At 52.4% G+C, this 19,806-nt stretch carries 17 protein-coding genes; all 17 read left to right on the forward strand.

Annotated elements, in window-relative coordinates; genetic code table 11:
• Nucleotides 1-9 precede the first annotated feature (9 nt).
• Complete coding sequence (gene ftsH, locus ADJ74_RS07860) at nucleotides 10-2,004, forward strand: ATP-dependent zinc metalloprotease FtsH (protein WP_050343284.1); 1,995 nt, start codon at nucleotides 10-12, stop codon at nucleotides 2,002-2,004.
• Nucleotides 2,005-2,127: 123 nt separating this feature from the next.
• Nucleotides 2,128-3,978 (forward strand): glycosyltransferase family 2 protein, encoded by a 1,851-nt coding sequence (locus ADJ74_RS07865; RefSeq protein WP_050343286.1) that lies wholly within the window; start codon nucleotides 2,128-2,130, stop codon nucleotides 3,976-3,978.
• A 46-nt stretch (nucleotides 3,979-4,024) separates the two neighbouring features.
• Nucleotides 4,025-5,590, forward strand: a complete 1,566-nt coding sequence (locus tag ADJ74_RS07870) for a glycosyltransferase (RefSeq protein ID WP_253271686.1) — start codon at nucleotides 4,025-4,027, stop codon at nucleotides 5,588-5,590.
• Nucleotides 5,587-6,738, forward strand: coding sequence for an FkbM family methyltransferase (locus ADJ74_RS07875; protein ID WP_157040602.1), 1,152 nt, complete (start codon nucleotides 5,587-5,589; stop codon nucleotides 6,736-6,738). The genes ADJ74_RS07870 and ADJ74_RS07875 overlap by 4 nt, the downstream gene beginning before the upstream one ends.
• Nucleotides 6,739-6,777: 39 nt before the next feature.
• Complete coding sequence (locus tag ADJ74_RS07880; RefSeq protein ID WP_050343290.1) at nucleotides 6,778-7,806, forward strand: radical SAM/SPASM domain-containing protein; 1,029 nt, start codon at nucleotides 6,778-6,780, stop codon at nucleotides 7,804-7,806.
• A gap of 12 nt (nucleotides 7,807-7,818) precedes the next feature.
• The gene (locus ADJ74_RS07885; RefSeq protein WP_050343292.1) at nucleotides 7,819-8,838 is read left to right on the forward strand and encodes a radical SAM/SPASM domain-containing protein; all 1,020 of its coding nucleotides are present in this window, start codon (nucleotides 7,819-7,821) and stop codon (nucleotides 8,836-8,838) included.
• The gene (locus ADJ74_RS07890) at nucleotides 8,835-9,845 is read left to right on the forward strand and encodes a radical SAM/SPASM domain-containing protein (RefSeq protein ID WP_050343293.1); all 1,011 of its coding nucleotides are present in this window, start codon (nucleotides 8,835-8,837) and stop codon (nucleotides 9,843-9,845) included. Before ADJ74_RS07885 ends, ADJ74_RS07890 begins: the two co-directional genes overlap by 4 nt.
• 297 nt (nucleotides 9,846-10,142) lie before the next feature.
• A complete protein-coding gene (locus ADJ74_RS07895; protein ID WP_050343295.1) occupies nucleotides 10,143-11,207 on the forward strand; it encodes an FkbM family methyltransferase in 1,065 nt (354 codons plus the stop codon).
• Between the two features lie 193 nt (nucleotides 11,208-11,400).
• Complete coding sequence (locus ADJ74_RS07900; RefSeq protein ID WP_172664525.1) at nucleotides 11,401-11,997, forward strand: HD domain-containing protein; 597 nt, start codon at nucleotides 11,401-11,403, stop codon at nucleotides 11,995-11,997.
• A 12-nt stretch (nucleotides 11,998-12,009) separates the two neighbouring features.
• Entirely contained in the window at nucleotides 12,010-12,558 is a 549-nt protein-coding gene (rfbC, locus tag ADJ74_RS07905) for a dTDP-4-dehydrorhamnose 3,5-epimerase (protein WP_050343298.1), read from the forward strand.
• 11 nt (nucleotides 12,559-12,569) lie between these two features.
• Nucleotides 12,570-13,865 (forward strand): glycosyltransferase, encoded by a 1,296-nt coding sequence (locus ADJ74_RS07910; RefSeq protein ID WP_050343300.1) that lies wholly within the window; start codon nucleotides 12,570-12,572, stop codon nucleotides 13,863-13,865.
• The gene (locus ADJ74_RS07915; RefSeq protein ID WP_050343302.1) at nucleotides 13,862-14,728 is read left to right on the forward strand and encodes an NAD(P)-dependent oxidoreductase; all 867 of its coding nucleotides are present in this window, start codon (nucleotides 13,862-13,864) and stop codon (nucleotides 14,726-14,728) included. The genes ADJ74_RS07910 and ADJ74_RS07915 overlap by 4 nt, the downstream gene beginning before the upstream one ends.
• A gap of 52 nt (nucleotides 14,729-14,780) precedes the next feature.
• The gene (rfbF, locus tag ADJ74_RS07920; RefSeq protein WP_050343304.1) at nucleotides 14,781-15,569 is read left to right on the forward strand and encodes a glucose-1-phosphate cytidylyltransferase; all 789 of its coding nucleotides are present in this window, start codon (nucleotides 14,781-14,783) and stop codon (nucleotides 15,567-15,569) included.
• A 21-nt stretch (nucleotides 15,570-15,590) separates the two neighbouring features.
• Nucleotides 15,591-16,946 carry a glycosyltransferase gene (locus ADJ74_RS07925; protein ID WP_050343305.1) on the forward strand — a complete coding sequence of 452 codons (1,356 nt, stop codon included), beginning with the start codon at nucleotides 15,591-15,593 and terminating at the stop codon, nucleotides 16,944-16,946.
• 90 nt (nucleotides 16,947-17,036) lie between these two features.
• On the forward strand, nucleotides 17,037-18,008 hold the full coding sequence (locus ADJ74_RS07930) for a biotin--[acetyl-CoA-carboxylase] ligase (RefSeq protein ID WP_050343307.1): 972 nt from the start codon (nucleotides 17,037-17,039) through the stop codon (nucleotides 18,006-18,008).
• 58 nt (nucleotides 18,009-18,066) lie between these two features.
• Nucleotides 18,067-18,834, forward strand: a complete 768-nt coding sequence (locus ADJ74_RS07935) for a type III pantothenate kinase (RefSeq protein ID WP_009442753.1) — start codon at nucleotides 18,067-18,069, stop codon at nucleotides 18,832-18,834.
• 5 nt (nucleotides 18,835-18,839) lie between these two features.
• On the forward strand, nucleotides 18,840-19,802 hold the full coding sequence (dusB, locus tag ADJ74_RS07940; RefSeq protein ID WP_172664541.1) for a tRNA dihydrouridine synthase DusB: 963 nt from the start codon (nucleotides 18,840-18,842) through the stop codon (nucleotides 19,800-19,802).
• The last annotated feature ends 4 nt before the right edge of the window (nucleotides 19,803-19,806 follow it).

A 19,806-nucleotide genomic window follows, 5' to 3' on the forward strand; every position in this document is an offset into this window, starting at 1 on the left:
AGGCGCCTTTTGAATCATTCAATTCTGCGAAATCTCGCGTTCTATGCGCTCATGTTCTTCGTCGTCTGGACGGTCGCCGACTACATGTCGGGCAGCCATCAGACGGCACAGGCAACGGCGCTGGGATACAGTGATTTTACCGAAAAAGTAACGGCTGGGGACGTGGACAAGGTCGTCATTGTCCAGAACAACATCCGCGGTACGCTGAAGGATGGGACGGAGTTCACGACGATTGCGCCGGATGCCCCGAGCAACGACCGCGACCTCTATACGCGCCTCTCGGAAAAGGGCGTGACGATCTCGGCGGAAAACCCGCCCGAGCCACCGTGGTGGCAGACGCTCCTCACCTCGCTGATCCCGATTGCACTTCTGATTGGCTTCTGGTTCTTCATCATGCAGCAGTCCCAGATGGGCGGCGGGCGCATGATGAACTTCGGCAAGTCGCGCGTGCGCCTCATGGTGAGCGATAAGAAAAAGGTGACCTTTGCCGATGTGGCAGGGGCGGACGAAGCAAAACAGGAGCTCGAGGAAGTCGTCGAGTTCCTCAAGACCCCCGACAAGTTCAACGAGCTCGGCGCACGCATCCCCAAGGGGGTACTGCTCTTCGGCCCTCCGGGCACGGGCAAGACGCTTCTCGCCAAGGCGGTCGCCGGTGAGGCGGGCGTTCAGTTCTTCACGATCAGCGGCTCCGACTTCGTCGAGATGTTCGTCGGCGTCGGCGCATCCCGTGTGCGTGACCTCTTTGAGCAGGCAAAAAAGGCGGCTCCGTGCATCGTCTTTATCGACGAGATTGATGCCGTTGGGCGTCAGCGCGGCGCGGGGCTGGGCGGTGGACACGATGAGCGTGAACAGACGCTCAATCAGCTCCTTGTCGAGATGGATGGCTTTGCCTCAAATGAGGGGATCATCATCATCGCGGCGACCAACCGCCCCGATGTGCTTGACCCTGCGCTCCTGCGTCCCGGCCGCTTCGATCGTCAGATCGTGGTGGATAAGCCCGACGTGCGCGGACGTGAGGCCATCCTGAAGGTACATACAAAGGGCAAGCCGGTCGCTGACGACGTTGATCTGGACGTCCTCGCGCGGCGCACGCCCGGCTTTACGGGAGCGGATCTGAGCAACCTCGTCAACGAGGCGGCACTCCTTGCCGCGCGCCGTGACAAGAAGAAGATCACGATGGCGGAGATGGAGGAGGCGATCGAGCGTGTCCTCGCAGGTCCGGAGCGCAAGTCTCATGTCATGACGGATGAGGAAAAGCGCCTCACGGCATATCATGAGGGCGGACATACGCTCGTAGGACTTCTGCTCGAGCACGCCGATCCCGTGCACAAGGTAACGATTATCCCGCGCGGACGTGCGGGCGGCTATATGCTCTCCCTGCCGAAGGAAGATCGTTCCTATCGGACGCGCTCCGAGCTCATCGACCGCATCAAGGTCGCACTCGGCGGACGCGTGGCCGAGGAGGTCGTGCTCGGCGAGATCAGCACGGGCGCATCCAGCGACATCCAGCAGGCGACGCGTATCATCCGCAGCATGATCATGGAATACGGCATGAGTGATGCGATCGGTCCGATTGCCTATGGCGAGGAGAACCATCAGGTCTTCCTCGGGCGCGATCTCAATCGCGAGCGCAACTACTCCGAAGAGATTGCGGGTGAGATCGACCGTGAGGTGCGCCGCTACATCGAGGAAGCGTATGAGGCTTGCCGTACGATCATCGTGGAGAATCGCGACAAACTCGATCTGATCGCAAAAGAACTTCTCGAGCGCGAGACGCTGAGTGCGGCAGAGCTTGAGGAACTGATGACGCAGGGCGCGATCAGCGAAAAGGACAAGCAGAACGACGATACGGATGATACGGGGAAACCCGCACCGATTCCCGTCGATGTTGTGATCGACGACTCTACACAGACCAGTGAGGAGGCAGAGCGCGCCGCTGAAAAGCGTCCCGCACCTGTCGCTGCGCCGGAACCGAAGTTCAACGTAACCCAGTGGGATAAATGATGGAAAGGCATTGCCGCGAGGAAAGATGAGCGGCAGTGCCTTTTTTCTTTAGCTTATGTATGATTTTTCCGATAGTTATAATATAGGAAAAAGGGTTCAGCAGGGAGTCAGAGAGAGGTTTGTATGCAGTGGTATGAGGAGATCATGGACACAGCGCGGGAAGCTGTGGACTACATCGGCAGTATGCTTTCCACAGACGGCAGCATGGAAGAACCGACGCGTCAGGTGTTGACGGATTTTGCTGTGGCGATGAACGGTGTTGCGGAGCGTCTATCCCAGGAGAAGGGAACGCTCATGGAAAAGTGCCGTCGCTATGCGCTGAATGCTGCGTGGAGTGGACAGAAAGCGTTGACCGCGGAAGACGCACGAGATGCGTGGAAGTATTTTTTCTACGAACTGCGGCCACTCTTTTTGGATCTGCGCTATCAGTTGGATCTGGAATACCTTGTTCTGCAGCATCCGGAAGTACAGGATGCCTATCTGGCGCAGACGATTGCAGCATTTGAGGCGGCGCGGAAGAGGCCGCGCCGGACGGACTTCAAATACCGCGTGTCGATCATCGTCCCTGCCTACAACAAAGTGGAGTATTCGCGTTGTGCCATCGACAGCCTCCTTCGCCATACGGCCTTTTCACATGGAGATATTGAACTCATTACGATCAACGATGGATCATCGGATGGGACAGAGGCATATTTTAACAGCCTGCCTCACGAGAAGAAAATCAATCTGAAGTACAACGTATACAATCACCTCGGGTGGGGAATTGCCCGTCATATCGCAGAGGGCGAGTACGTCGTCTATTTCTCCAACGATGCCGTCGCCACACCGCATTGGCTGGAAAATCTCCTCGCCGTACACCAGGCGGAGAAGGATGTCTTTTGGGTCGTTCCCACATGCAATGAGAACTGCATTTCCAATCGCCAAGGAATTCCGGTAGACTATGAAAATCGCTTTGAAGCGATGCCGGAAATGGAGGCGTTTGCCGCCGTGCATAATGTGTCGAACCCACTCCTCTGGGAGGAACGGGCTGTTCTTATGCCCTTTGTGAGCGTTGTGCCGAATCTTTTTGATGTGCCCGAGATTCGTGCAGACTATCGCTATGTCCTCTGTGATTTTGAGGACGATGATTTTTCTGCAACACTACGCCGGTCAGGTTTCCGCCAAATTCTCGCCAAGGATACCTTTGTCCATCATTTCGGGGGCGTAACCTTAAACGAGGTGCGCACAAAGCGCGGGAATTATAAGAGCATTATAGCCATGCGTCCGGTCTTTCAAAGCAAATGGAGCGTCGATCCGTGGGAGTCACGCGGTCATCTGCCTTTTTTGGATCAATTGATCAAAAACATTCCTGCGGGTGAAGTTCCTGCGAGGATTCTTTTCGTCGAACCAATGTTTGGTGAGAGCCTTTTGACCATTCGCAACTACTTCCGTCGTATTCAGAAGAAGGTTGTGATCGATGCTGTTGTCTGCAATGAGAGGTGTTTGACCGAAGCGAAGTATATGGCAGACACAGTTCTGCGACTGACGGCTCTTGACAATCTGCCGGATGAAGTGAAAGAGACCTATGATGCCATCATCTTGGGAACATTTCTCAATGTGTTGCCCATTTCAGAGATTGTCCCATTCTTCGTACAAACACATGAGATCTTGAAATCTAATGGATTTATTTATGCAACTCTGCTCAATTACAACAGCTTTGAACATGTAATGGAGAATCTCCCAAATGATATACCACATTTCATCTATGACAGCATTCTGTCGTTAAATGGAGGACGCGTTTTTCCCATTCCGCGCCTTATCTATGCATTGAAAGAGCAGTTCTCCGCTGAACGTGTACGTGTCGGCTATTGGATGTGTGCTCATTATTTTGAGGCTATAACTAATTTTGAGCAGATGGTGACACAGATTCTCGGGGCATCAAGCGATCTGCATTATTTATTGGCAGGAGATGTCGTCGTGCTATATGTCCGATAATGTATAAGTGAGACGCATCAGGCATACGAGGGGAGTGTGAGGCGCTGTGAGAGCAGCTGCGGCCGATGGTATGGTTTGCATTGTAGACTCAGATGAGAAAGAGCCTATCGTTTATGGAGATGTATTAAATCCCTATGCGAACCGTGAGAAGAATATGGAGACGATCGCCGAAACGGATGATCCTCTTGTCAGTATTTATTTTCAGGCATACAATCATCTGGAGGACTATACAAAACCAGCGATTGAGGCGCTTTTTCGCTATACGAAGGATATTGATTATGAGCTGATCTTGGTGGATAACGGATCGACCGATGGAACCTTTGAATATTTCAAAAGTCTCGATCACCCAAGAAAACGCATCTATCGCATTACAAAAAATATTGGTGCTCTATACGGGTATTTTGGTGCAAAAAATGCGACATGCGGACGCTTTATCCGCGGAAAATATTTTGTCGGTGTGCCGAATGATATTTTGGTTACCGAAAACTGGCTGAAAAACATGCTGATCTGTGCGGAGTCTGATGAACGTATTGGATTTATTGTCCCCATGTCGGATCATGTATCAAACTTTCAGGATGTGGATTTGGGGTATACTGATTTTGAAGATATGCAAAAAAAGGCGGCGCAGTTCAATCAATCCGATCCATCCAAATGGTATGACCGTATACGTCTGATTCCGACGGTTTGTATGATTCGTGCATCTTTGCGTGAATTTTATGAAGCAGACTATGCCTTTTACTATAATTTTGCCGATGATGATATTTCGTTTGCCTATCGTCGGCTCGGCTACCGCAACGTGCTCTGCGGGGATGTGTTTGTTCATCATGAAGGGAGTACGGTTGTCGGTGCTGATCCTGTGAAGCAGGCAGAAGACCTGGCGAAAGGGCGCAGACTATTTCAGCAAAAGTATTGTGGGATTGACGCTTGGTCTGATGTAGTTAATTATGAAGAGTCTATGCTGGATGTACTCTTTCAAGAGTCGGAGCTGCTTCGACAGAATTCTCCACACATACTAGGGGTTGATGTGCGGTGCGGCACACCACTTCTCGAAGTGAAGAATATGCTGCGGTCACGAGGGATATCGGATGCTTCCTTAGCTGCCTATACAACCGCACCAAAGTATTGGCAGGATCTGTATTATGTCTGCGAAGGGAAAGTATTCTGCGGCGATGTGGATCGTGTGAAGAACAAAGCAGGCGGACACACATATGATGCCATTATTCTTGGAGAATTTCCGGATACCTATGAGAATCCGATTGCACTGATACGAGATCTTACGGATCTGCTTTCCGATGGTGGTGTTTTGGCATTAAAAGTCAGGTATTACGATGTATCGGATGATTTGCAGGAAATCGTAAATGCACTGCAGAACACTCCCTCCAAAGTTTCATGGAATGTGGATGCATTGATTCCCCTGTTGGAGCAGATGAACTACGAGATTCGTCTGTTTCCCTATATGGAATTTCCTGCCGAGGTGAAACAGGCTTTCTTTGATCAACTGGCATCGATAGAGGAATATCATACGGATGTACGTATGAGGGCACGGTATTCGGAAGAGCGGTTTGATACATTGATGACGAAGTATGTCATTCTGCTGAGGAAAACGCAATGAAGCATTTTGGAGACAGTGAGTCCTTGAACCCTTTCTTTGCAGAGAAGGCGAGAGCCGGCAGTGTTGGCGGATTTTCTGCATGGAAGGAATCCAAGATACTGCTCTATGGGGCGGGGAATCTTGGCAGGAAGCTGTATGCGTGTCTCATGGAAAATGGGGTGCAGCCGATCTGCTTTATTGATCGGAATGCTGCTGCTTGCAGTACGCCTGTATCGGCTTTTATTCCGACAGCAAAGGAACTGGAACCTTACCATGAGGATGCAATTGTCATCTTGGCAGGACTGTTCGGACGGACACAGGATGCCATGATACGGCACTGCCTCAGGGAGGAGGGGTTTCGCCATATATATGCCCTTCATGAGATCAACTGGCAGACCATCGAAAGTCAATCCTTTCTGTCTCATCTGTTTATCGGATCCTATGATCCTGCCAATCTCGCACGTGATGAACAGCAGATAAAGGCAGCATGCGAACTGTTCTCGACGGAGGAGGAGCGGGCGTTTTTTCTCGCCGTCCTCACAGCATACCGTGCAGGTGATGTCACACGATTTCCCATGCCGCTTCCTCTAGAGGGGCAGTATCTTGCGGAAGATGTCCCGGAACAGATGGACTATCGTCGTATGATTGACTGCGGTGCCTACGATGGTGATACTCTGCGAAGTCTGCTTCATCATGGGGAGAGCATCGAGGCATACGCCGCTTTTGAACCGCAGGGAGATCTTTGTGCGGGGATTCAGTCCTTTGTTCAGCAGCGAAATGATATTCCTGAGTCATATATTCTTCCGTTGGGAGTATCGGATTCTTATGAGCAGCTGCGCTTTATCGAGACGGCAGATGGACGCTCTGCAGCAAAGGCAGATCCATCCGGGACAGCCGTTCTCCAATGTGTGCCGCTCGACGGCGTATTGCGTGGTTTTGCCCCGACGATGATCAAGATGGATATCGAGGGGATGGAGCCGCGCGCGCTTGCAGGTGCTGCACAGCTGATACGTCAGTATCATCCCCAGCTTGCCATCTGTGTTTATCACGATATTTCGCATCTGTGGGAGATCCCTCTGCAGATCAAGTCGCTGTATGACGGATATCGCATTTATATCCGCAACTATCAATTTATGGGGCTGGAAACGGTCGTGTATGCCGTTCCATGACCGCGTGGCGAAGGATCGCCGCTAGGAGAGAGAAGAGCAATGGCAGAGATCAAACCAAACTACGATACGAAGAGGAAGAAGCTCGCGGAGATTATCCCGCTTGCACATCCGTTCACCGTTTATATTGAACAGACAAAGTACTGTAATTTCAAGTGCTTCTACTGTATCCACTCCACACGTGACGAGGCGGACGGGGAGTTCCGCGCACTCGGACACCGTATGCAGCACATCGACGAGGGCTTTTTCGAGAAGATTATCCGAGAATTGAAAGAATTCCCGCAGGGCGGGATCAAACGAATCGTATTTTCGGGGCTTGGTGAGCCGCTGACGAATCCACGTCTGCCGGACTATGTGCGTATGACCGTCGAAGCGGGGATCGCAGGGCGCGTCGAGGTGATCACCAATGGACTCCTCTTGACGCCGGAGAAGAGCCGTGCACTCGTCGAGGCGGGCATCACCAATATCAATATCTCTGTGCAGGGCCTAGACGCCGAGGGCTATCAGAAAACCTGCGGCGTCCTGATTGATTTTGATCGCTATTTGGAGAATTTGAAATATCTTTATGAACATAAGGGAAACGTACAAATCTACATCAAGGCGATTGACGCGACGCTCAAAACAAAAGAAAACGAGGAAAAATTCTTCCAGATTTTCAGTCCCTTTGCTGATCGTATTTACATTGAGCATCTCGTTGTCATGCAGCAGCAAATGGACGGACTGCGCGAGATCGTTGACGGCACAAAGAATTTCTATGGTGAAGAACTTGATGTCAACCGCAAGGTCTGTGCACAGTCCTTCTACTTTATGCAGATTGGCTGCGAGGGGGATATTTTTCCTTGTCCCGTCCCGGGGCTTGGCAAGAATCTCTCGATGGGAAATGCGAAGGAACATACCCTCATGGAGATATGGAACGGCAGCCGGCGCAGAGGATTTTTGCGCAAGATGCTGAAGAAGGAGAAAGATCAGATTCCGGACTGTGCAACGTGTACCTGCTTTAATGCGATCAACAATCCGATGGAACAGCTGGATGACGATGCAGAGCGGCTCTTGCCGCTTTTTGCCGACTAGGAAGGAGGAATTATGGCATCAGAGATTAAACCTATCTACGGGACGGATCGTGTCCAGCTTGCCTCTGTACTTCCTCTTGCTGCACCATACAGTGCTTTCGTCTTTCCAACGACTTTCTGCAATTTCAAATGTGCCTACTGCGGACACTCCCTTGGCTTTGCTGAGATGAAGAAACAGTATGACTTTACGCCTGAGCACATGACGATGGAGACCTATGTAAAGACCATCGATCAGCTTGCCGAGTTTCCTCATAAACTCAAGATGCTGTCCCTTACAGGCCAAGGGGAACCTCTGCTCAATCCTCATATTGCCGATATGGTGCGCATTGCCAAGGAGAAGAATGTCGTGGAGCGCATTGAGATCATCTCGAATGCATCGCTGCTTCGTCCTGCTCTTGCTGATGCGTTGATCGATGCAGGACTGGATACACTTCGTGTCTCTTTGCAGGGGCTCTCTTCGAAGAAATATGAAGATATCTGCCGGGCAAAGGTGGATTTTGATGAATTCGTCGAAAATATTCGTTACTTTTATGCACATAAGAAGCAGACCAATCTTTTCCTTAAGGTGATGGATGTCGCACTGGACGAAGGAGAGGAGGAGCAGTTCTATCGGCTCTTTGGTGACTGCACTGATCGGATGTATATCGAGCACATGCTGCCGGCCTACGACGGTGTCGAAATGACGAAGGACATGGTGATCGAAACAGACCGCAACGGTGTGAAGACAGACCGCATTTATCAGGTGTGCCCGCTTGCGTTCTATATGCTTGGGGTGTTTCCAAACGGCGATGTCGAACCATGCGATACCATCTATAAACCCATCGTGCTCGGCAACGTCCATCATGGGCGTATTCTGGATATGTGGCATGGTAAAAAGATGCATGAGTTTTGGCGGATGCAGCTGGAAGGCCGCCGCAGTGAGAATATACGCTGTGCGAACTGCTGTGCACCGAATGACGTAGCACACCCGGAGGATCATCTCGATGACGCAGCACAGGAGATCCTGTCACGTCTTGCGGAGGTGCGTCGATGAAAGCACAGCGAATCGACGGACAGACCCCGGGAGGAAAACGCACTCGTCTCGCTGACGTGCTGCCGCTTTCCACGCCTTTTTCTGTGCAAATATTTCCAGTGTATGGGTGCAATCTTGCCTGCGCATACTGCATTCACTCTGTTCCAACGGAGCAGCGCGGATTTGTTGCGGGCAAGGTTATGCTGGACTACGCGCTCTATCGGAAATGTATTGATGGGCTGATGGAGTTTCCACATCCATTGAAGATGCTCCGATTTGCCGGGACGGGCGAACCGCTGCTTCATCCTCGCATCGCGGATATGGTTGCTTATGCTGCGGAGCGGAGGGTTGCGGATACCGTCGATATCGTGACGAATGGCCTTGCCCTTACGGAGGAGCTTTCGCGTGCACTTATTGCAGCGAATCTAGGACGCATTCGCATCTCGATCCAGGGGCTTGATGACGAGGCGTATGCACATACACGCCGGCGCGGCGTCTTTCAAGATCTGGTGGAAAAAATTCGTTTTTTCTACGAGCATCGCAGAGAGACGAAGATCTATGTAAAAATCATCGACTGTGCACTCAAAGAGGGCGAGGAGAAGCGCTTTTTGGAGATATTCGGTGATATTTCGGACTTTATTGCCGTGGAGCATCTCATCCCTGCCGTATCACAGATCGACTATGACAGCCTCGGCGGTGCTGCAAACGTGACGCAGAATGGTGCCGCCGTCGGACACGCTGCTGTCTGTCCGCAGCCATTCTATATGATGCAGCTAAATCCGGACGGTATGATCGTGCCCTGCTGTTCGATGGAGACACCGTATATTCTGGGAGATCTTGCTAAAGAATCGATGCGGGATATATGGCGGGGGAAGAAGACAGAAGCGTTTCGGCGCGCACAACTGGAACTTCATAAGGAACAGTATCCGATTTGTGCGAAATGCCAACAGTATCAGTATGCCATGTTCGAGGAAGATGTCCTCGACGAGTATGCAGCAGAACTGTTGGTGCGTGGTGTGATCGCATAGGAGATATTCTGGACGGATCTGCTGATAATCTATTTGAGGAGCACTTTTGTTGAATTATTTACTGGTAATGCTTCGTTTTGTTGACAAAGCCGATGAATGGTATCAGCTCCCGCTGGGTATTCCCTATGTATCCTCCTGTATGAAGGCGACAGAGTTGAGAGTATATACGGTCAATATGAACCATGAGGAGGGAATGCTGCCGAGACGGTGTAGGCATACATAAAGAAGTACAACATAGGAATGGTTCTATATCATCAATATATTGGATCTGATTCAATCCACTGAGGAGTGAGGCGCATGTGTGCTGAAGGAATGGATGTCTTTGCTGAGCTGCGCGGGCGGGACTATGTGCTCTGGGGGACAGGGCGCGTGGCGCGTGCGTTTTATCGAAAATACTGCGCAGAGCGGAAAATGCTGCAGGAACCGCTTTATTACTGTGATAATGCAGAAGATAAGCAGGGAACAACGATTGACGGCATTGCAGTGCGGTCGTCGGAACAAATCTTCGAGCTTTGTCGTCGGTATTATTTAATGGATCAGCCGCTTGTCATCATTGTTGGGGTTACCGGCATCAATCTGCTGCAAATTATCTCTCAGTTGGAGAAACAGGAGGTAAAAGCAGATATACGCTCTGCTGTCCAGATTGATGCGTCATGTTACTTTGCAGAGCATGAGCAGGACGTTGATACGATCTGTGCCTCTTTTGCCGATGAGAAATCACGCCGACTCTATCGCAGCCTAATCGATAATATGGTTCATGGTCGACCAGTCGATTTCTCTCTTGTGGAAGTCAATCAATATTTTGCCAATGATGTGATTCCTGTGCTGCGTGATGATGATGTGCTTGTGGACGCGGGAGTATGCGGCGGTGAGGAGATCGACAAGGCACTCGCCATGAATCCAAAAGTCCGCGTGCATGCATTTGAGCCGGATGGGAAGAGCTGTGAGCTGCTCAAGAAAAAATATGTGGATCTTCCGCAGGTCGCCCTCTATCCCTATGCTCTTTGGAATGTGGAGGAGCGGCTCTCGTTTTCAGGAAATCAGGCAACCCCCTCTGCTTCTCGTTTGGGGATTGAGGGAGACGGAGATGGGGCGCAGATCACGGCAATGCCGCTCGATGCAGTGATGACCGAAGCGCCGACGCTGATTAAGATGGATATCGAGGGGGCAGAGTACAAAGCTCTCCATGGGGCAGAGCGGACAATCCGTGAGTCTCATCCAAAACTTGCCGTCTGCGTTTATCACAGCCTTGAAGATTATATTCGTATACCGCTGTTGATTCAGTCGTTTTATGGCGGATATCGCTTCTATTTCCGTCATCACAGTGTGACGAGCGGAGAGTCTGTATTTTATGCAGTTTGAATATAAGGAAGCACTGATAAATTCGGCACAACCATCTTGACGCATCTTTTTCGCCCGCTTATCGTTAGCAAATCCTCCACATAGCCTCCGCTCTGCGTCCGGTTTGCTGGCTAAATCGGACAAAAAATCTACGCCAATCTGGCAGACCGCATTTTATCAGTGATTCCATCATTGTGTGCGGAAGAGGTCAAATGTGAAAATCTCACGCAGGGACGCTTTGTGCCATCTGGATCAAGCGCGTGCTCTCAACAATGGCGGATGGATTTCTCATTCGCTTGCCGTAGGAACGGCGGCGGAGCGTATCGCTGTCCATATCGAAGAACTGGATGCGGAACGTGCCTTTGTTCTTGGCGCCCTGCACGATATTGGACGCAGATTTGGCGAGATGGGGATGAATCATGTGATCCTAGGCTATCGCTTTCTGCTGGCAGAGGGCGATGCAGAGGCTGCAGAGATATGTCTGACGCATTCTTTTCCCGTGCAGGACATCATGGGCGTTAACGGAGGATGGGATCTGAGCGATGAGGATTATGCGTTTTTGGATCATTTTCTGCAGAAGCGAACCTATACACTGTATGATCAGCTCATTCAGCTTTGCGACGCGATGGCGACCCATGAGGGGATTGTGGCGATTGAACGGCGTATGATGGATATCATGCTACGCTATGGCGTAGATCATACTTCGATGCCGCGCTGGCGGAAGCTGTTTGCGATGAAAGCAGAATTCGAGCGCAGGATGGGACGGTCGGTGGAGTCTGTGCTCGGGCTCTGTACTGTTGTGCCGCTGTGAGGAGGCGTAAGTATGTTTGATGCAGAGGAGACCTCGCTGCCCGGATGTCTGAGAATTCGTCCCGTTGTACGTGCAGATCAGCGCGGCATATTCATCAAGACCTTTCATGTTGAGGAGTTTCGGCGATTGGGGCTCCCCACGTCCTTTGCGGAAGAATATTTTTCCGTTTCCCATTGTGGTGTTTTGCGCGGACTTCACTTTCAGACCCCACCAATGGATCATGAAAAGATCGTTTATTGTGCACAGGGGGAAGTCCTGGACGCGGTTGTCGATCTGCGCTGCGGTTCGCCGACGTATGGACAGCACGAGCTCTTTCATCTGTGCGCGGGAGAGGGCACAATGATCTATATCCCGAAAGGGATGGCGCATGGCTTTTATGTGCTCAGTGAAAATGCATTGATGATGTATCAGGTAACGAGTGTCTATGCACCGGACTGTGATGCAGGTGTGCGATGGGATTCGGCAGGAATTCCGTGGAACGCTGCCCATCCTATTCTGTCGGCACGGGATGCGCTGTTTCCTCCGCTGGATGAGTTTGTCAGCCCGTTTGTGTTTGAGTGAAGGAGACTTCTATGCGCGAAGTACTGCATATTACGACGCATATGGGCGGCGGTGTCGGCAAGGTGCTCTCGGGCGCTGCATCGTATGCGGCACGCACAAACGCCCCGTATCGGCACCGCATTCTGCTGCTGGAGCAGCCGCAAAAAATGAACTTTATTGATGCCTGCCGTGCGAATGGGGTGGAGATTCTTTGCGCACCGGGCAGAAAGGAAATTGAGGCAGCCGTTCATGCTGCGGATGTTGTGCAGATCGAATGGTGGCACCATCCGAGCATGGCGGCTTTTTTGGCAGATTTCCCGCAGACACGGATGCATCTGACGGTCTGGGCACATGTCTCCGGCTGTTGGTATCCGTATATTTCGCCTGCATTCCTGCGTGTGCCGCAGCGTTTTATTTTTACATCGCCGTACTCACTGGATAATCCTTATTGGAGTGAAGCAGAGCGCACATGGGCGCGTGCGCATACGTCGATGATCCACAGTTCGGGCGGATTCGGTGCGATCCGTCCACATAAGCCGCGTGTGCGTAATGACCGATTCGTTGTCGGCTATGTTGGTACCCAGTCCTATGCGAAGATGAATCGGGACTTTGTGAGGTACTGTGCGGCCGTGTCGCATGTCCCTGGGATTGAGTTCGTTTTGGTCGGCGATCTGACCAACGTGGCGCAGATTCGCGCGGAAGCGCGCTCCTTTGGGATTGAGGAAAAGTTCCGCTTTGTTGACTATGTGCGGGATGTGAGTGCGGAGCTTGCGAAGATGGATGTATTCGGCTATCTGCTGAGCTCCCATCATTTTGGTACGACGGAGAATGCACTTCTGGAGGCCATGGCAGCAGGGCTTCCTGTGATTGCACTTGACCAGTGTGCGGAAAAGTATCTCATTACACATAATGAAACGGGCATGTTGATTAAAAACAGGGACGATTACCGCCGGGCCATTGAGTTCCTTTTTGCACATCCGGAGGAGCGTGTTCGTTTGGGGAATGCAGCGCGGGAAAAAGTCCGGCATGATTTCTCTGTTGCCAATACGGTGCGGCAGCTGCATGAGCTCTATGACGAAGTGCTCCAAGAGGATGAGCGGCAGTATTGTTTTTGTCATGCCGTTGGGCGCGTACCGCATGAGTTCTTTCTGTATGGACTGCCTGTTGAACTGCGTGATCTTTTTTGCAGACAAAAACCGATCATGCGTGAACTGCCGCCGATCCTCAGGGAAGAGAACAAAAGCTCACTGCCGCATTTTGCGCGTGTGTTTCCTGCGGATGTTCAGCTGCAGGAATGGCGGAATGAGTTTTGCGGAGGAGAACAATGAAGTACCGGGCATTGATTACAGGCGCCACAGGCTTTGTCGGAGGATATGTGGCGGAGTGCCTGCATGCGGAGGGGTGGCATGTTTCGGCCGTTGTACGCTCGACATCGCAGCGCGATGTGCTGCCGCCGACAGTGCGGGACGATATGCAGTTTTATGATGCAGATCAAATGCCTCTCTCGGAGATCGTGCGTACAGCTGCGCCGGATGTTGTCTTTCATCTCGCCACGTACTATACGACGGTACATTCTCCGGCGGAAATTGATGCACTGATTTCTGCCAATATTACCTTTGGGACAAAGCTGCTCGATGCCATGGCACAGCATGGCGTACAAAATTTCGTGTATGCGCGGTCTTCGTGGCAGTACTATCGTGGTGATGTATATGAGCCGGTGAATCTGTATGCGGCATCAAAAGAGGCGTTTGATGCGATGGTTCGATTCTATGAGTCGGCGCACGATCTGCACAGCATCCGTTTGACTCTGTTTGATACGTATGGAGAACATGATCGCAGGAATAAGCTTCTTGCCGTTTTGCCGACACTTGCTGCGCAGGGAAAACGGCTTGCTCTGTCAGAAGGAGAGCAGTACGTGGATTTTGTCCATGTAAAGGATGCCGCAAGAGCTTTTCTATTGGCAGGACAGTATCTTGCAGAAGGGCATATTGAACGATGCGGCAACTATGCTGTGTCATCAGGGCATGCCATTATGCTGAAGGAATTGGTTCGTCGCTATGAGCTCCTTTTGGGGGTAAAGTTTCCTGTGGACTGGGGGGCAAAGCCATATCGGGCGCGTGAAGTGATGATGCCGTGGCGCGGAGGCAGGATTCTGCCAGGTTGGGAGCGAATGTATAAAGAATTGATGTAAGCATCTCAGGCGTTGTTGATGCGGTCTGTTGGCAGCAGAGGGGAGAAACTGTATGAAGGTCGTGATTCTGGCAGGTGGACGTGGAACGCGCATCAGCGAGGAGTCTGTGTCCAGACCAAAGCCCATGATTGAAATCGGTGGGAAACCGATTCTCTGGCATATTATGAAGATTTACTCCCACTATGGGTTTCATGAGTTTGTCATTTGCCTTGGCTATAAAGGGTATATGATCAAGGAATACTTTGCAGACTACTATTTGCATACCTCAGATGTTACCTTCGACTTTACACAGGGCAATCGCATGACCGTGCACAACAATGTCTCTGAACCATGGAAGGTAACGCTTGTCGATACAGGGCTTGATGCGCAGACAGGCGCGCGTATTAAGCGCGTGCAGAAGTATATTGGAAATGAGGCCTTTATGCTGACCTATGGTGATGGGGTGAGCGATGTAGACCTTCATGATTTGCTTGACACACATAAAAAAAATCATGGAAAAGCCGTGGTGACGATGACAGCGATTCAGCCCGGCGGCAGATTTGGCGTGTTGGATATTGATTCTGGAACGAACGAAATTAACCGTTTTGTCGAAAAGGCGAAGGAAGACGGCGGATGGATCAACGGCGGCTTTATGGTTGCTGAGCCGACAGTATTTGACTATCTGCGGGATGATGATCTGTGCGTTTTTGAGACGACACCGCTTGAGAGCATTGCACGGGAGGGAGGGCTGCATGCCTATAAACACAACGGCTTTTGGCAGTGCATGGACACCCAGCGAGATAAGCTGCGGCTGAATGATATGTGGAATAAGAACAGTGCTCCGTGGAAGCTGTGGGCATAGCAGAGATTGTGAGGTAATCAGGTGGCAAAATTAAGCATTATCCTTCCAGTTTACAACATGCGGGAACATCTGGAACGCTGCCTCTTTTCTGTACGGAATACAGTGCGTATTCCGTATGAAGTGATCGTTGTCGATGATGGTTCGTCGGCAGATGAGCAGATTTTTACGTCTGATGCGATGGACCATGTTCGTATCCTTCGCAGTGAGGAGCATCACGGCTATGCACATGCGGTGAATGAGGGGATTCGAGCCTCAGAGGGGGAGGTTCTTCTCTTCCTTCATGCAGATGTGATGCTCGCTCAGCATACGGCGGAGGATATGTTGGATGTGCTCATTGCGGACCCAAACGTTGGGGCAGTGACCGCCGTTGCCCCTGTGGCATATCGGAGGGCGCAGCTGATCCCGCCGAACGACTATCTCTCGTGGAATGACTATGTGCATGTGGCGGAGGAGATTCGTGCGCAGGGGAATCCGCCTCGTCCAGAAATCTTTGCGGAGATGTTTGCGCTGATGGCACGGAGAGATGCCGTATCGGCGGCAGGAAATCTCGATGAGCGTTACTCTCTTCCTGCACTTGCGTCCTATGACTTTACGGTGAGCATGACGCGGGCAGGCTATGGGCTAGCGTCCTTGCCGAGCACCTATGTGCATCGTGATGGAGAAAATCCCGATACGACGTCGGACAGCTATCGACGGGAATGTGATTTCTTCCATGAAAAATGGGGCGTTTCACTGGACTATTCATTTTTCCCGCGCAGAGATCTTATGTCTTTGATGGACTTCTCAAAAGCTGGTTTGCGTGTCCTTGAGATCGGCTGTGCCTGTGGGGCGACCTTGCGGGAAATCGGTGCACAAAATCCATCAGTACGTCTTTATGGTGTGGAACTGAACGAAAAGGCAGCAGAAATTGCTGCGCCGTACGCGACGATTCTTTCGATGGATGTAGAGCGTCTTGATCCATCACAAGTTGCCGAACGCTTCGACTATATCGTCATGGGCGATGTCATTGAGCACTTACAGAATCCATGGAAAGCAATCGAGAATATGCGGGAACTGCTCGCTCCCGGCGGAGAAATTATCGCAAGCATTCCCAATGTGGCTCATATCAGCACGTTTTATGGTCTCCTCTCCGGCCGTTGGACCTACGAGGATATGGGGATTTTGGATCGGACGCACTTCCGGTTTTTTACGAAAAAAGAGATCATCAGGCTCTTTCAGGAAGCCCAATTTGGTATCCAGGACATGAGATACGTAACCGTTCCATCTCCTGAGATAGGGAAACGGCTGCGCGAGGAACTTCTGTCACTCCAAACGATCTCTGTGGATGCGGAGGACCTCGATGCCTATCAGTGGCTTGTTCGGGCGAAGCGGGTGTAGGGATCTGATGTATCGCTTAATGTTTTTGTAGCGTGGAAAAGTGATCTGCTGTATAATGGGGCAGATCACTTTTTGTTTGGAGGTGCGGCGATGCGGAGCGATGTATTGGAACTGCTGCGTGAGGCAGGGGGCTGTATTTCGGGCGAGAAGATTGCGGCACGGCTCGGTGTGACGCGGGCGGCGGTATGGAAGAAGATCGCGGCACTGCGTGAGGCAGGCTACGATATTGCAAGCGCACCGCGCAGCGGATACATCCTGCGGGCTGCTCCGGATCGGCTGATTGAGGCGGAGATCGCAAAGGATCTGGGAACGGCACTCGTTGGGAAAAAGATCATCTGCTATGATGCTGTGGATTCGACGAATCTTGTCCTGAAACAGCTGGCACATGAGGGCGCAGAGGACGGCACGGTCGTTGTTGCCGACAGCCAGGGGACGGGACGCGGGCGTATGGAGCGGCATTTTTTCTCACCGCCGGGCAAAGGAATTTGGGTAAGTATTCTCCTGCGCCCGACGTTTCTGCCGCAGGATGCACCAAAGTGTACACTGATGGCGGCGGTTGCCGTCGCACGTGCGATGGAGCATTTCGGCCTGCGTGCCGCCATCAAGTGGCCGAACGATATTCTCCATGAAGGACGCAAGCTGGTCGGCATCCTGACGGAGATGAGCGCGGAGATGGATCGCGTGGACTATGTCGTGATCGGAATCGGCATCAACGTGAATATTGCACGTGAGGATTTTCCCGAGGAACTGCGGGACACGGCGACATCGCTGATGCAGATGAAGGGGGAGCCGCTGCCGCGTGTGGCATTTTTGCAGGAGCTCCTGCGCGCGCTCGATGCACTCTACCGGGTGGTACAGAGCGACGGATTTGCTCCTGTGCTCGCGGCGTGGCGGACGTACGCCGTGACCCTTGGGCAGACGGTACGCGTCATCGGCCCTGCAGGTGAGGAGTTTGAGGGCGTTGCGGCGGATATTGACGCCGATGGTGCGCTCTTTGTCGATACGGCGACGGGACGGCGGCGCGTGCTCGCTGGGGATGTTTCGATTCGTCCGAAGAAATGAGTTTCGATATGGCTGCATGGAGCAGCCGATAATGAAATGACTGTATGGAGGAAAGAATTTGCTGCTTGTACTGGACATCGGAAACAGCAATATTGTGATGGGTGCCTATGAGGGGGCGAAGCTCCTGCGGCATTGGCGCATTTCGACAGATCGTCAGAAGACAGGAGATGAATATGGCATCCTGATCAATGAGCTCTTTCACTATCAGGGGCTCTCTCTGTCGGATATTCAGGCCGTCATTATCTCGTCGGTTGTACCGCCGCTGGTCGTCCCACTGCGCAAGATGTGCGAGCGATATTTCCACATCCGCCCGCTCATCGTCGGTCCCGGGATACGGACGGGGATTCGGCTGAACTACGAGAATCCGCGGTCCATCGGTGCAGACCGTATTGTGAATGTCATCGGTGCACATGAGCAGTACGGCGGCCCGCTGATCGTGATCGACATTGGAACGGCGACGACATTTGACATTGTGGCAGAGAACGGAGATTTTCTCGGCGGCGTGATTGCACCGGGACTTGGCTCAAGTGCCGAGGCGCTCTTTCAGCGGGCAGCGCAGCTCCCGCGCATCGAGCTCGTACCGCCCAAGACGGTGGTCTGCCACAGTACGATTCAGGGCATGCAGGCGGGCATCATCTATGGCTACGTGGGTCAGATTGATGCAATCGTGCGCCGCATCAAGGCGGAGCTCGCGATGGAGATGAAGGTCGTTGCCACGGGCGGGTTTGCTCGTATGGTAGCAAAGGAGTCCCAGACCATCGACAAGGTCGATCACTTTCTGACGCTGACGGGTCTGCGCGTCCTCTATGAGAGGAATCTGCCGTGAACCCGATGAAACTCGGCGCGTTTGCCTTTGACGATCCGATTTTTCTCGCGCCGATGGCGGGGGTCACGGATACTTCCTACCGCGTGATTGCGCATGGAATGGGCTGCCCGCTCGCCTTCGCGGAGATGGTCAGCAGTCAGGGGATCCACTATCGCAATGAGCACACGATGAATATGCTGCGTACGGAGCCGGATGAGCGTCCGATTGCGATGCAGATCTTTGCCAAGTCGGCGGCGATGGCAGCCGAGGCGGCGGCGTATATCGAGGAGCTTGGAACGGCGGATATCCTCGATTTCAATATGGGATGTCCCGCACCGAAGGTCGTCAGGAACGGCGAAGGATCAGCACTGATGTGTGACCCAAAGCGGGCGGAGGAGATTTTGACGGCGATCCGCCGTGCGACGCGTCTGCCGTTTACGGTGAAGATGCGGCTCGGCTGGGACGATGCCTCGCGCAACGCAGTGGAAATCGCACGCATGGCGGAGGCAGTCGGCGTGGATGCAGTTGCCGTGCACGGACGAACGCGCGAGCAGTTCTACAGCGGCAGCGCGGACTATGCAGCGATTGCTGAGGTGAAGCGTGCGGTCGGGATTCCCGTCATCGTGAGCGGGGATGTCCGCCGTCCTGCCGATCTCAAACGTGCACTTGAGATCACGGGGGCAGATGCAGTGATGATCGGGCGCGGTGCGCAGGGAAATCCATGGATTTTCCCGCAGCTGATTCACTGGCTGCATACGGGGGAGGAGCTGCCGCCGCCGACGCTGGCGGAGCGTGCGGCGGTGATTCTGCGCCATCTCGATCTCTTAGTCGGGTACAAGGGCGAGTACATCGGAACCCGCGAGATGCGCAAACATGCGGCATGGTATACGCGCGGTCTGAAGGGCAGCGCAGAGCTGCGTGAGCGATTTAACCGCGCGGCGTCGCGGACAGAGTTTGCAGAAATTCTCCATGGGGCATGGGGAGTATAGGTAG

Origin of the sequence: Selenomonas sp. oral taxon 478 (genome assembly GCF_001189555.1) — a bacterium.
GTDB classification, from domain to species: domain Bacteria; phylum Bacillota; class Negativicutes; order Selenomonadales; family Selenomonadaceae; genus Centipeda; species Centipeda felix.

What these genes read in the sequence shown, in the direction of transcription:
- ADJ74_RS07880 (WP_050343290.1), top strand. Translation starts at nt 6,778, where the DNA reads ATGGCAGAGATCAAACCAAACTACGATACGAAGAGGAAGAAGCTCGCG.
- rfbF (WP_050343304.1), top strand. Translation starts at nt 14,781, where the DNA reads ATGAAGGTCGTGATTCTGGCAGGTGGACGTGGAACGCGCATCAGCGAG.
- ADJ74_RS07930 (WP_050343307.1), top strand. Translation starts at nt 17,037, where the DNA reads ATGCGGAGCGATGTATTGGAACTGCTGCGTGAGGCAGGGGGCTGTATT.
- ADJ74_RS07865 (WP_050343286.1), top strand. Translation starts at nt 2,128, where the DNA reads ATGCAGTGGTATGAGGAGATCATGGACACAGCGCGGGAAGCTGTGGAC.
- dusB (WP_172664541.1), top strand. Translation starts at nt 18,840, where the DNA reads ATGAAACTCGGCGCGTTTGCCTTTGACGATCCGATTTTTCTCGCGCCG.
- ADJ74_RS07895 (WP_050343295.1), top strand. Translation starts at nt 10,143, where the DNA reads ATGTGTGCTGAAGGAATGGATGTCTTTGCTGAGCTGCGCGGGCGGGAC.
- ADJ74_RS07915 (WP_050343302.1), top strand. Translation starts at nt 13,862, where the DNA reads ATGAAGTACCGGGCATTGATTACAGGCGCCACAGGCTTTGTCGGAGGA.
- ADJ74_RS07875 (WP_157040602.1), top strand. Translation starts at nt 5,587, where the DNA reads ATGAAGCATTTTGGAGACAGTGAGTCCTTGAACCCTTTCTTTGCAGAG.
- ADJ74_RS07885 (WP_050343292.1), top strand. Translation starts at nt 7,819, where the DNA reads ATGGCATCAGAGATTAAACCTATCTACGGGACGGATCGTGTCCAGCTT.
- rfbC (WP_050343298.1), top strand. Translation starts at nt 12,010, where the DNA reads ATGTTTGATGCAGAGGAGACCTCGCTGCCCGGATGTCTGAGAATTCGT.
- ADJ74_RS07910 (WP_050343300.1), top strand. Translation starts at nt 12,570, where the DNA reads ATGCGCGAAGTACTGCATATTACGACGCATATGGGCGGCGGTGTCGGC.
- ADJ74_RS07890 (WP_050343293.1), top strand. Translation starts at nt 8,835, where the DNA reads ATGAAAGCACAGCGAATCGACGGACAGACCCCGGGAGGAAAACGCACT.